This is a genomic window from Providencia sp. 2.29, from assembly GCF_015832305.1.
Classification (GTDB): Bacteria; Pseudomonadota; Gammaproteobacteria; order Enterobacterales; family Enterobacteriaceae; genus Providencia; species Providencia stuartii.
The window spans coordinates 2,884,893-2,897,808 of the sequence record NZ_CP065420.1; the positions used below are offsets into that span (position 1 = coordinate 2,884,893).

General features: G+C 39.3%; 10 protein-coding genes. 3 read left to right on the top strand and 7 right to left on the bottom strand.

All coding sequences use genetic code 11. The features are described from left to right. Nucleotides 1-8: 8 nt before the first annotated feature. From I3B46_RS13475 to I3B46_RS13500, 6 genes are all read right to left on the bottom strand, one after another. Nucleotides 9-1,562, bottom strand: coding sequence for an AbgT family transporter (locus tag I3B46_RS13475; RefSeq protein ID WP_163762065.1), 1,554 nt, complete (start codon nucleotides 1,560-1,562; stop codon nucleotides 9-11). Nucleotides 1,563-1,856: 294 nt separating this feature from the next. Beyond that, nucleotides 1,857-2,273: a phosphate-starvation-inducible protein PsiE gene (gene psiE / locus I3B46_RS13480; RefSeq protein WP_014658103.1), complete on the bottom strand. Its 417-nt coding sequence runs from the start codon at nucleotides 2,271-2,273 to the stop codon at nucleotides 1,857-1,859. Between the two features lie 208 nt (nucleotides 2,274-2,481). Continuing rightward, nucleotides 2,482-2,886 (bottom strand): GFA family protein, encoded by a 405-nt coding sequence (locus I3B46_RS13485; protein WP_004918784.1) that lies wholly within the window; start codon nucleotides 2,884-2,886, stop codon nucleotides 2,482-2,484. A gap of 73 nt (nucleotides 2,887-2,959) precedes the next feature. Beyond that, nucleotides 2,960-3,226, bottom strand: a complete 267-nt coding sequence (locus I3B46_RS13490; RefSeq protein WP_014658102.1) for a hypothetical protein — start codon at nucleotides 3,224-3,226, stop codon at nucleotides 2,960-2,962. Nucleotides 3,227-3,427: 201 nt separating this feature from the next. Next, the gene (locus I3B46_RS13495) at nucleotides 3,428-4,900 is read right to left on the bottom strand and encodes a DUF3999 family protein (RefSeq protein WP_004918779.1); all 1,473 of its coding nucleotides are present in this window, start codon (nucleotides 4,898-4,900) and stop codon (nucleotides 3,428-3,430) included. After that, a complete protein-coding gene (locus tag I3B46_RS13500) occupies nucleotides 4,887-7,676 on the bottom strand; it encodes a DUF2339 domain-containing protein (RefSeq protein ID WP_014658101.1) in 2,790 nt (929 codons plus the stop codon). The genes I3B46_RS13495 and I3B46_RS13500 overlap by 14 nt, the downstream gene beginning before the upstream one ends. A gap of 557 nt (nucleotides 7,677-8,233) precedes the next feature. Here I3B46_RS13500 and I3B46_RS13505 point away from each other — a divergent pair. The 3 genes from I3B46_RS13505 to I3B46_RS13515 all read left to right on the top strand — a co-directional run bounded on the left by I3B46_RS13505 (nucleotide 8,234) and on the right by I3B46_RS13515 (nucleotide 10,937). Beyond that, nucleotides 8,234-9,157, top strand: a complete 924-nt coding sequence (locus I3B46_RS13505; RefSeq protein WP_004918773.1) for an AEC family transporter — start codon at nucleotides 8,234-8,236, stop codon at nucleotides 9,155-9,157. A 127-nt stretch (nucleotides 9,158-9,284) separates the two neighbouring features. Further along, nucleotides 9,285-10,268: a class II fructose-bisphosphatase gene (gene glpX / locus I3B46_RS13510; protein ID WP_163762066.1), complete on the top strand. Its 984-nt coding sequence runs from the start codon at nucleotides 9,285-9,287 to the stop codon at nucleotides 10,266-10,268. A 180-nt stretch (nucleotides 10,269-10,448) separates the two neighbouring features. Then, nucleotides 10,449-10,937 carry a DUF4822 domain-containing protein gene (locus I3B46_RS13515; protein WP_014658099.1) on the top strand — a complete coding sequence of 163 codons (489 nt, stop codon included), beginning with the start codon at nucleotides 10,449-10,451 and terminating at the stop codon, nucleotides 10,935-10,937. A 140-nt stretch (nucleotides 10,938-11,077) separates the two neighbouring features. Here I3B46_RS13515 and dtpA read toward each other — a convergent pair whose 3' ends face one another. After that, the gene (dtpA, locus tag I3B46_RS13520; RefSeq protein ID WP_004918766.1) at nucleotides 11,078-12,553 is read right to left on the bottom strand and encodes a dipeptide/tripeptide permease DtpA; all 1,476 of its coding nucleotides are present in this window, start codon (nucleotides 12,551-12,553) and stop codon (nucleotides 11,078-11,080) included. Nucleotides 12,554-12,916: the final 363 nt, after the last annotated feature.

Here is a 12,916-nt window from a genome sequence, read left to right on the forward strand (position 1 = left end):
CAACTGACTTATGGTGTTGGCTGCCATGTATAACCACTGTCAAATCCAATTGGAATATCGAATGCCCAGAAGAGGTATAGCGTTGCGGTCAATGTGATCAACAGACCCACCGTAAACGGTATCATCATGGAGCAAAGAGTACCAATTCCTGCATTTTTGTAATATTTCTGACAATACATCAGGATCAACGGATAGAATGGGAACATGGGGGTACTGACGTTCATTGCCGAATCACTGACTCGGAAGGCCGCTTGGGTAAGTTCCGGAGAGATGCCGACCGCCATCAACATTGGCACAAGTACAGGAGCCATGATCGCCCACTTAGACGTGGCTGAGGTGATCATAATATTTAATATTGCAGTCAGTAGAATGACACCAAAAACAGTCAATCCTGAAGGCATATCAAGGGTACGCAGTAATTCCGCACCAGATAACGCTAATAATGTACCTAGATTCGAATGTTGGAACGAATATAAGAATTGCGCGGCAAAGAAAGCGAAGACAATAAAGGGGATCAGTGACTTAGTAATATTTTCCATCGCTTTCACCACATCTTTCGTAGAGGTGAAAGATTTAGTCATATAGCCGTACACGATGCCGGGCAACGCAAAGAAAATAAACAGCAGTGGCACAACGATTTGCATGATAGGCGCTTTCGGGCTAGTTAAGCTGCCATCTGGACCACGTAATAATGAGTTTTCCGGCCATAATAAGGCAAACAGACCCGCTGCCAAAGCCAGCACGACAAGACCCGATACGCGAAACGCTCTATTTTCTAATGGCGTGATCTTACCGAGGTCCTGATCGGCATCGGTATCCACATCTTTGGTGGTAATTGGGCAGTTTTTATTTAACCATGGCTCAACAATTTTTTCGGTAATAAACCAGCAAGTAAAAATAACACCAAATGTGCCACCAAGGCTAAAGAAGTAATTACACAGTACGTTAACGCTATAGCCAGGAGCTATCATTTGCGCAGCATCTTGTGTGAAGCTTTGCATAATAGGATCGATGATAGAAGGCGTATAACTTGCAGTAAATCCGCCCGCTAATCCTGCGAATGCAGCCGCAATACCCGCTAATGGATGGCGACCACTCGCGTAAAACATCATTGCAGCGACAGGCATCAAAATAACGTAAGCAGAGTCAGAAGCAATATGGGAAACAATCCCCACGAACACTACCGTTGGCGTCAACATTTTCGGAGTGATAAACGAGAGCATTTTTTTCAGCGCAGTATTGATAAAACCGCTGCTTTCAGCAATCCCTATCCCCAATGTTGCAACTATTGTTATTCCAAGAGGAGGGAAATTAATAAAATTTTTCACTGCCGCTGTGATGAATAATATGATTTCCTCATAGTTAAACATATTAATGACAGTGATTTTTTCTTTCGACACTGGATGGTAATAATTAAAATCTACAAATGAAAGTAAATAAGATAAAAACCAACAGATTATCAAGGCATAAATAAACAGCATTGTAACGTCAGGCATCACGTTACCGATACGTTCAACACGGTTTAAGAAGCCCTTTTTTTTAGGGAGTGTATTTGTTGTCATATTTGCAAGTACTTAAGTTATTAGAGTAATAAACTTTTACACACTAAATAACGATTTATGAAAAGTAAAATACTTTCTTTCGATTATTTAACAGGATAAACCAGTTGTGATGACTTGCATTAAGATAATTTATCATTATAAATTATCTTAATTATTTAAACTCAGCAGGAATATGCTTTTGTTAGGGATAACTTCTCAGATTTCGCAAATTAACGATTATTTTTTATTAATCAAAAGATAAGAAAAAGGAATGAATAACATTCCTTTTTTGCCATTAATTTTTTTTGAAATATTCTACTCTCTTTTTAGTTTTTCGGTATTCGCGATATAAAGGGCAACCACTAAGACTAAAATTGCAGCAGAATGAAGTAGTGTTGTCAGTGGATCGCTGTGATCAACAATAATTAAACGTATTACAGCCGTAATGCCGATATAGATAAAATACCTTAATGGAAAATGGTAACCAGACAAAAAATACTTAGTAATCAGTGCAATAAACTCGAAATAGAGGAAGTAAATCACAATTCCTTCTAATAGTTCATATGCTGTTGCTTCCTTTTGCCCACTAAACATTAAGGAGGCCATGGTGTACGTTTCTTTTGCTAAAAAGAAAACCAGTACAATCGCTAATGCGATCAAGCCAATATTTAATACCCATTGCAAAACCCACGCAATATTACTGGCGTGCCGCATATTTCTCATACTATTCATTCGTTATATTCCCTAGATAGTGATGCATATTGATATGGTAAGCTTGCGTGCACTTCCCCGCATCAAATGCACAGAATTAAATCGCCTTCTATAAAAGGTTATAAGTCTTTTAGGTTATTGTAATTCATATTTAGGGTATTAACATTATGGAAGCAAAATAAAATAGATTAAATTTAACTAAGCCAGCAACGGCTGGCTCTCAAACCTTTTATTTAGCCATTAGCTTCATAATATCTTGTTCTGTCAGCATGGGTGTTTTTTCAATAAAGTTGTAGTACTTAGGTTTACTCTCAACAAATATTTGCATGGCCATCTCTGCATGCTGACTTTCTTCAAATAAAGCCGCAGAAACATAGTAAGAAGACGGTGAATGCAGATGATAAAATAGATGCGTTCCGCACCGTTGGCAAAATGCGCGTTCACCCCATTGTGATGAGGCAAAACGCGTCACCGCCTCTTCCCCTTCAATAACGACATCATCATGGCAATCAACACTAAAGCCTGGACCACCATTCCAACGTTGACACATACCGCAATGACAAACACTTATTTTATCGATAGGCTGATGGGTACTAATTTTTACAGCGCCGCAGAGGCATTGCCCTTGATACATGGTATTTCCTTTTGATGATTCACGTTAGTTTAGTGCTCACTATAAGATGAGACACGATAAAAATACAAGGTGATCATTGCTTGTCACCAATTCGGAATTGGCGACCATTAAAGCGGCGATCTGTTGTTGTTTCAGTCAGCTCTACACGCCTTACCTCGGCTTGCTCACGCATTGATTCTATATCACCAAGATCTTGCATCTTATTTTGTTTCAATGGATGTTCTATTTTCACATTAACCTGCTCGTATGAAGTGACCGTTTCTGCCGCCTCAGCAAATAATGACGCGCTGGTTAGCAATGCGATAGCAATAAATAACTTTGAAAAAAAACGTGTTCTCATTGAAATTCCCTCCTGCTCAACCTTCGTTTTAGCGCAATACCATGTCAAAAAATAGTACCGACAAGTAATCATTTGGGGAATTTTGTAAATTTTTTAATAGCAAAATATGCCTTTTCTATAAAGGCGCTGTACGGTCGCTTATCACAATAGGGAGAACGTTTTCCCCCTATTAGCGATAAGGATTTTCGAAAGGAAGTTAATTTATTCTGATGACTTTGCATTCACTTCTTTTAATAGATACCAGCAGAAATACAGCAATACGATGATCCCTACCCCAAGTAGCACCCATAACGTGATAGTCATCCAGTCAAACTCATTTATCACAAAGTCATTTGATGTTAATTGCTCTTCACCACCCAGCTCAATAATCTCTTCTGGCACATACAATTTAGGATAACGATGCATTAATTCATCGATTGTTAGTGGTTGACCAAGTAACTCTTGGTAGCTGATATTATCAATACCGGCAAGCTGGCTCCCCCAAACTAATAGATAAGGCGATGCTCCTTGTACGTTGAACATTAAATTAACGGCATCGCGTTTCCCTTCAATATATGGTGGTTTATCATCCCAGCTGCCTTTTAATGCAGTAATTCTGAGTTTTTTAACCATTAAATCATTTAATACCAACTCCGGATTGCGGATTTCTTGACCATTTTGTATTTGGTTATAGGCCACTATATTTGTTAGTGGTAGCCATTCTTCTCCAGAAGTAGAGGTATATTCAATGTGTAAAGGCAACACGCGGTTTGCTTGCCGCAATTGGATCACAATCGCACTTAAAGGCTGTGGCGAGGGTAAACGATATATTAATTGGTTTAGTGACACCCCTTCATTATTGGTAATAAAGTGGCAGGTCTCTTGCCGCCTTGTTGAATGAACAACCATAGAGGTCCCTTGCGCCATTGTTAAATCAGGGATCTTCGTCTCTTTAGCTGCCACAATAATGACCATCAAATAAGGGGCTCTTAGCGCAACGTAATGCCCTTCTAATAACTTAATTGTATTGCTATAAATCCCCCCAGAGTTTGAATTCAAACTCATGACAGGCTGATAAGCAGAAATATTCACCCAATCCTGTTTATTATCGCTAGCATAAATAAACACTTTCCCTTGCCAATCTTGTTGATTATTCATCCACTGCAAAGAAAGTGTCTGAATCGGAAAATCTTCTTGATTATTATTTTGTCGCGTTAATAGATAAGATTGATATACCGCATCTTTGGCTTGCTGCATTGCGGGCAATTCTATGCGTGTTAGCTTACTTGGTTGCGTTTCAATCAAAAGATATTGTTGATCGTCGTGAGTTTCTTCTTTCGAATTGACTTGGTCTGCACGAATAATTAGTCGCTGCAAAGCAAAGCTAACTTGTGAGATTTTACGCCTCTCTTCTGTATCATAAAATAAAGCCGATGGAACCTCCTGACCTGTTCCATTAAACACTCTGACATCTTGTAATGTTTGAGGATATGCAGAGTTGATATAGGCTTCAGAAGGAAGCTCAAGCCAAGCAAACGAACTATTATCACTAGAATATTTCAATTCTATGCCCTGATAAAAGTCATAGGGCGTTAATGCTTTTTGCTCTTGTGCATGCACGAAGCTAGACAATAAAAATGAAAAAGAAAGATAAACGAAAGTCAGCCACTTCCCTTTGCTTTTAGTTAGCTTCATCTTCAACCTCATTAGTTCCTTTATGTTGGGCTGTTTTTGGTGGCAGTGGTGAAAAATACCCCACCACTAAAATCAACACCGCGACAACAATAAAGCTTATTGCACGAGATAAGCCATCCTGCCCATAAATATCGACTAAGAATAATTTAGCAATAACACAAGCAAATATTCCTGCCCCCAAGAACCAGCTCATACGGTTTTGTTTAATGCTGGCAAAAATCATAAAGCCTAAAGCGACTAGTGACCAACTAATAGAGAGGACAGTTTGGACTAATCGAGAATTAAAGAGCGCATCGACATTCCAATTAATTTCAGCAAAATCGGAGATGATCCTGATGATTATGCCATTAAACCATACCCCACTCAGAACGATAGCCGAAAAGCCTAGTCCCCTAATGATCCAAAGGTCAAATTCCCTAATTTTCTTTAATTTTTGTATTAGCCCACGACGCATTAATAATAATGAAGCAATGCTAAATAAACCGGCTTCATCCAATGGGTTGATCAGTGGAACATAATTCCAGAATGTCAGTTTCCCATCTTCAAAATTGGCAATAAATGAGAGGCCGATTAAAACAACAATAACAGGTAAAAAACTATACCAATAAATTATACCGTTGCGTTTCATTGGCGGCATTTTTTGGCTTTGCAACCAATACATCACTAAAATTGTTAGGGTTATCGCCATCACATAGATAAAGTAACCAAGCTCATTCATTCCCCAAGGTAAAATGGCAACAAACCAATTCACTTGTGTCGCAATAAACGCCAAGATCAGCCAAAACGTTGCACCGTGTAATATACGTTGCAGCCAAATATTACGCGCTTTCTGAGCATGTATCACAAATAAAATCGAACTACCTAACATCACTGGCCAAATCAGAGAGCCATCTCCTCTCCCCATTGGGTTTTGGTCATTAATAAAATCCAAGGCCAGATAGTAATAGCCAATTAGCCAAATAAACGATTGGCATAACAATAAAGGCACCCAATCAGTCTTAATGGCTAACATGCGCCATAGCCAAGCGGAAATAATGACTAATGCCATGATGATGAAGCTTTCAGACTCACCGCTCCAAGATAATATGTCGGTGATAACAGGGAGCCATACAATCCAAATCATCAAGCCAAGAATCAAGAAAGCATAGCTAAGCACTTTGTAATTTTCTGATGTGCCACGTTTTACGTGAAATATCGCACCGGCACTGAAACAAGCCGCCAATAAGACAGGCACCAAATAAGTACTTGTACGGCTCCATATATTGAAGGAAAAACCAGCTAATAAGATCAAGGCACTCACTGAAATAAGCCATGGCCCAATTACGATTAGTTTTTTATTTTGCTGAGAGAAACCATAGTACAGTAATAATAACCCTTCGACAGACCAAAGAATTGATGTCCATTCATAGGTGAGCGCCAGTGGTATTGCCAACGTAACGAACCCAATACCAATGATAATATTGCCTAATGCTAAATTTTTCCCCACCACAGCATAGCGTTTATGGATCCTTAACCCAGCGAGTAAATAAAGTAAACCGAGTAATAGTGCCGAAAATGCTGGCGCAAAGCTGATTTGCCAAGAAATTGCACACTGCATTGCCATACTAATAAAAGGTGGAACAAGCAGTAATGTATAGTCGACAACTAATTGCTTCTCGTGTGGGTAACGTAATGCAAATAATTGTGTTAACACATTAAACACAATTAAATTAGCAATCAGAAACAGTTGGCTAGAAACATAATAGTCAATTTGATAATACTGTACTCCCCATAATAGTGCGACTGCATAGGTCATGAACATGCCAACTAAATTAAGTGGGCGCCATGCTTGCCATACACTAATCACTAAAATGGCGATTGATAACATTAAATAGTAGGAAAAGAGCAGAATATGATTTCCGCCACCAGTAGATAGCAAAATAGGCGCTAAATACCCGCCTAACGAGGCTAAAACAGCCAAACTGATCGCTCGTTGTAATAATGCAAGCAAAATACTGGCTGCACAAATCAAGATCATTGCAACGAATGCCATACTATAAGGTAGCATTGTATACAGTTTAAAAGCGGCAAAAACGGTAATGTAAAAACAGCCTATTGAGCCACCTTGTAAGATCAAGGCAAATAAAGACTTTTTATGGCGTAAATACCACCCCACACCAAGTAAAGCTAAACAAGCTACTGCACTCGCTATCAGGCGTACTTGTGGTGATAGCATGTTGTTTTGAATACTGAATTTCAGTAAATAAGCGATACCAAAAAACAGCAAAAGAATACCAATTTTTGCTAGTGGGTTCCCTTTCCAAATCCAACTAAAAAAGTGACTAAATAGAGGTACTACCTCATTATTTTGGCCACTCACTTTATTGTTTGAAGGATGACCAACGTTGTTTGAAGATTGAGCAACGCGATTAACATCCACTGTTGGTTGGAATTGCCGTTGAGGTACTTCTTCTGTTACTTGGGAGTTTAAGACGGGTGGAGCCGTAGGCAAAGGCTCCAACTCATTAGAATAATGAGAGAGCTCTTCCGAGGCGCTTTGATATTGTTGTGGTTTTTCAGAGGCAACAATCGTTTCTGGAGGGCTCAGCTCCGTTTGCTGATTAATCTCCCTATCTTGATAGCGCTTTAGCGTTTGCTCTAATGATAGAATACGTTGATTTTGCTGGAATAATTGGTATTTCACTCGCTGGACAAAAACTATTGCGATAATCGCAAGTATAGGTGAAACAGCTGCTAAAATAGCAATTATTAACCCTATCAGTATCAAGCCATCCACAAATAGCTTTCCCTCATCTTTAAACCTACGATTAAAAAATTTGCAAAAAAAGCGTATTCCTCTCTTCGCCTAGTGTAGATAGCATTCTAGCTATTGCCAAGCTGCTGTAATAAATTATTACAAATTAAAGTGCTCGCTAGGTTATGCCTAAAAACGGTAACTCAAAAAGAGTTTGTCCTACAAGCCAACACGCTATTACTCTTATTAAGAGGAACCATAAAATAGCCTTTTTTGCTAATGTAATATGCTTATTGACTATTTTTTATCTCTCTTGATTCTCTGTAACTCTTTTTTTTGTTTTCATTGATGTTATTTAATAAAAACTCATCTTTTTTTCGCCTTTCTTTATAAATTTATGTTATTTATATGTTTACATTATTAAAAAATAAATACGCATTAATAATGTAAGAAAGAGTATCAATAAAAGAAGTATATACAAAATAATTTAGATTGCATATAAATAGTTTTATTTCGATACTCAAATTAGGATTAATCGATTCCATCAATCGCAGCTTAAATATGCTGGAAATATTTTTATTTCATATTATGAGGACATTATGCTGTTACATATAATAATGGCTGCACTTGGACCAATCATCCTCGGTTTAGCGGTCGGGTGGCTATCCGGGAAATATGGTTTTATAAAACGTGAGTATTCACAAGCGTTTGCAGACTTTGTGGTTAAAATTGCGCTACCTTTTGCTTTATTTCTTGCCGCTGCACAAGCGCCACCTTCCGTACTGCTAAATATTGATTATCTATTAGCGTTGGCGGTTGGTTTAATCGCTTCTTATATTATTGGCTTCGTGGTTGGTAAGTTATTCTTTCGTCATAATAAGAAAGATGCAGCAATGCAAGCCTTATCGGTTTCCTTCCCTGATATGGCTTACTGTGGGCCACCTGTTTTATTAGCAACGGTCGGGTCGTCCGGTCTTATTGCGATGGTGTTGGGAAATTTAATTTATACCATTATTATTATTCCTTTTACCCTGTTGCTTATTAGTGGCAGACAACAGAATAATGGTATTTTAAAATCGATCGGCAAAGCGATTGCACAGCCATTAGTTTTCTTACCTATATTAGGGGCGCTATTAGCCATATTTGGCGTTAAATTACCTGAAATTTTGCAAAATTCGGTCAACGAATTAGGTAAAACCGCTGGTGGTGTCGCGCTGTTTTTCCTTGGCTTATTACTTTCAGGTATTAAGCTGAAAATCAGTGTTGAGATTGTGTTCAACGTCTTTGTGAAAAACTTTTTGCAAGCCGCATTAATACTAGGAACGGGTATTGCATTGGGGCTACAGGGCGATATGTTAAAATCAGCCTTTATTATCGGTATTTTACCAACAGCAACGGCGGTACCGGCACTGGCTATCAGTAATAAGGCTTACACGGACACCTCCGCTGGCACAGTTTTACTCAGTACATTAGCCTCCCTCATCTCAATTATTGGCGGTATTACTATCGTCGAAATGCTCTAACCTATTCAGCAGGCTAGCATTAGCCTGCTTTTCCTTCCTGATTTTGTTCACCGATTATTTGCCATAGAGATCACAAAAAAAGTATCATATCTATATATGATTTCTTTTCGCATTCAGGGAATAAATAATGAAAATTAGCGATGAATTAGCTTATGCAATCGCTTCCGTTACAGAGGTTGCGGCATTAGCCGCGCATAATTGGGTAGGTAAACAAGATAAAAACGTAGCAGATAAAGCCGCCGTTGAAGCCATGCGTAACCGCCTAAATGAATTAGATTTTCACGGTCAAGTCGTGATCGGTGAAGGTGAAATTGACGATGCGCCCATGCTATATATCGGGGAGCAAGTGGGTAATCCCTCAGCGAAACAGAAATTAGATATCGCTGTTGATCCTATTGATGGTACTCGTATGGTCGCCTGTAATGAGCGCAATGCCATTGCGGTTTTAGCGGCAGCGCCAACAGGTACCCTGTTACAGGCTCCAGATATGTATATGGAAAAATTGGTTGTCGGTTACGAAGCCAAAGGTACAGTACATCTCAATAATCCATTAGAAAAAAATCTTGAAAACCTCTCCTCAGCACTGAATAAACCGATAGCTCATTTATCAATTGCTATGCTTGATAAGCCACGCCATCAACATATCATGCAAACAATTCGCAATTTTGGTGCGAATGTCATTGCAATCCCTGATGGCGATGTTTTAGCTTCCTTATTAGCTATCTTACCTGAGCATCCTATTGATATGATGTATGGTATTGGCGGTGCACCTGAAGGAATTATTAGTGCCGCCATTGCACGTGCTTTAGGTGGTGATATGCAAGCTCGTTTAGTCTCTCGTACTCAAGCTAAAGGAGATAATGCACAAAATAGACTCTTAGCTGAGCAAGAGGCAGCGCGCTGCCGCCAAATGGGCGTGAATATTGGGGAAATTCTCACATTAGACTCAATGGTGAGTAGTAATGATGTCATGTTTGCAGCAACAGCCATTACCCCCACAGTGTTAATGGATGGCATCGCGCATCATTCCCACAGTTATACCTCGAATACGCTGCTAATTAATGGTCATAACCGTTCGTTAAAGATTATTAATAACCGACATTTCCATTAATCTCATCTGATCGAACTGGTATTAAACCTACCAGTTCTTTTTCAAAGCGCCTTTGTAAATCTACTTAGTTCGACGACATAATTGGCAATAATTTTCACCTTCACATTTTGACATTATTCTTCTAGGTTATAGAAGGATATTTTTTAATCATCTGTATCATGATCTAATAATGGAGTATTTATGAAATTGAAACTTTTTATCGCCACAGCCGTCGCTCTGTCAACCCTGTCTGCTTTTACAGCTCAAGCTAACTCAAATGCTAACGCTAGCACTACGTTTTCAGCGTCTGTCGCGAAAAAACTCAATAGCTATGAGGATATCATGGTAGGTAAAGTCTGGGTAACCACAGAAGCGCTTGATCAAGATAACAAGCAAGTTGACCCCGCCAATGAACAAGTTGCCAATTTCTTTGGACTTGCCGAATACTTTCCAGATGGCACATTTAAAATGATGACGCCAGAAGGTAAGCCAAAAATGCAGGGTGACTGGTCATTTAGTGACGATGGTAAAAGCCGCTCAATTACCGCGAAAAATGATAAAGGTGAAGTGCTATTTACCCGCGTAGTTGAAAACATCACCGTGACGCCGGAAGAATATACTTATCGTATTTATCCAACACCGGATGATAAATCAAAATACGTTGATATTGTGCATAAAGTGAAAAACTAATTGCCCCAATATGCGGTTGTTCCCTTGCATGGTATTACAACAACATATTCCTGACCCCATCATAGTAAAAAGGATGGTGACATAGTAAAAAGGCCATAGACAGCTCACCGTCTATGGCCTTTTATATAGGTTAAACTGCGTTATTTATCTTGTGCCAATGTCATACGATTCAACATTGGAGCAGTAATCACCATCAAAATCGCAATCACACCCGTTACAATACCAATTTTCAAGAAGACATCACTGTAAACGGATAGTGATTCAAGTGAACTTGTCACCTTCCCTTCTGGTACAGCGGCCAAGGATGCTACGTAACCGGCAATAAATGCAGCAGCAGAGTTAGTTAAGAACCATGCTCCCATGATAAAGCCCATCAAACGCTGAGGAACCAATTGCGCTACCATCGCGAGGCCGAGACCTGAGATCATCAGTTCACCAATACTCTGGAAACCGTAACAAATTATGAGCCAGCCAGCAGACACTATCCCCGCCTCGTTGGCAAATTTCGCACCTAATGGCAACACCAAGAAGGCTGCCGAGCATAGCAACATACCGATAGCAAACTTGTGTGGCATCGGTAAGTGATCGCCCATTTTATTGTAGATTGCCGCCAGAATTGGGCTACCAATAATAATCCAGAATGGGTTTAATGCTTGATATTGTGCTGGTTCAACAGAGAATATTCCAAATATTTCATGCTCAACGTTGTGTAACGCAAAGAAGTTAAGCGAGGTTGGCATCTGACTGTACAGAACAAAGAAGACGATAGCTTCTAACATCAGAATAAGTGCAACAATCATGCGACGACGTGCAGAGCCATTTAGCGCTAAGGTTTCTTTAATAAAGATAACAATAATCCCTAGCGAAATGATACCCAATGCTGCACGAGCGATCTCCAAATTGTGCAGTAACCATGTAGAAATCACGATCAGAGCCACAACCCCTACAATAGTCACTAGCAATTTAGAAATCACTATTGGAGCAAAGTCAGGTTTAGAACCATGATCGGCAACCCATTTCTTACACATAAAGAAGTTAATCAATGTGATAACGAGGCCGACAACACTGAGGGAAAAGGCAATATCCCAACCATAATGTTTTGCCAACCAAGGCGTTGCTAACATCGAGAAAAGAGAGCCGATGTTAACGGACATATAGTACATGGTGAATGCACCATCCAAACGCGGGTCATCTTTTTCATAACAAGTGGATAGTAACGATGATGGGTTAGCCTTAAATAAACCATTACCAACAGCAATCGTTGCTAGCCCGATATACACCATGGAGACATCGTGCCCTGAATATGCGACGAAAGCATAACCAGCAATTAACACTAACGTACCGAGAACGATAACGCGTTTTGTGCCGAGAATTTTATCGCCTAACCATCCCCCAATAGCAACAAAGCCATAAACTAATGCAGCAAAAGCAGAAAACAAAGTAATTGACTCTGTTTCTGACATGCCCAGCACTTGGCTTAGGTAGAGAGGGAGGATCCCTTGGAGACCGTAATAACCAAAACGTTCCCAAAGTTCAATAGAAAAGATGAGATAGAACGAGCGAGGTTGCTTAAACGCGTTAAGACTGACTTCCTCTTTGTTGTTAGTTGTGGACACTAGTTACCTCTATGACAACCTGTACATAAGCAAAAAAAGCTAAATGGGGTACTGTTTATACCCTCAGCATTGTTATTGTCTCAAGAATTCCAGTTTAAAAATCCAAAGTTGTCCGGTTAAACGCGTTAAATTCACTAACTTCCCGCCGATACATTAACCTTCAAATTCGACATCACTGTGTGTAATAGGATGCTTATGAATCACAAACATAAAATTCAATGAGTTAAAGCAGATTTGATTATTTATTCAACATTGATAGTGATAAATACCGCTAGAAATGCGAAAATCAATTAAGCAATATACGCTATTTATGCACCAAAAATAAAGATTTAGCTAGTACTAATTACCCCATAAATAGTTCGA

What these genes read in the sequence shown, in the direction of transcription:
- I3B46_RS13475 (WP_163762065.1), bottom strand. Translation starts at nt 1,562, where the DNA reads ATGACAACAAATACACTCCCTAAAAAAAAGGGCTTCTTAAACCGTGTT.
- psiE (WP_014658103.1), bottom strand. Translation starts at nt 2,273, where the DNA reads ATGAATAGTATGAGAAATATGCGGCACGCCAGTAATATTGCGTGGGTT.
- I3B46_RS13485 (WP_004918784.1), bottom strand. Translation starts at nt 2,886, where the DNA reads ATGTATCAAGGGCAATGCCTCTGCGGCGCTGTAAAAATTAGTACCCAT.
- I3B46_RS13490 (WP_014658102.1), bottom strand. Translation starts at nt 3,226, where the DNA reads ATGAGAACACGTTTTTTTTCAAAGTTATTTATTGCTATCGCATTGCTA.
- I3B46_RS13495 (WP_004918779.1), bottom strand. Translation starts at nt 4,900, where the DNA reads ATGAAGCTAACTAAAAGCAAAGGGAAGTGGCTGACTTTCGTTTATCTT.
- I3B46_RS13505 (WP_004918773.1), top strand. Translation starts at nt 8,234, where the DNA reads ATGCTGTTACATATAATAATGGCTGCACTTGGACCAATCATCCTCGGT.
- glpX (WP_163762066.1), top strand. Translation starts at nt 9,285, where the DNA reads ATGAAAATTAGCGATGAATTAGCTTATGCAATCGCTTCCGTTACAGAG.
- I3B46_RS13515 (WP_014658099.1), top strand. Translation starts at nt 10,449, where the DNA reads ATGAAATTGAAACTTTTTATCGCCACAGCCGTCGCTCTGTCAACCCTG.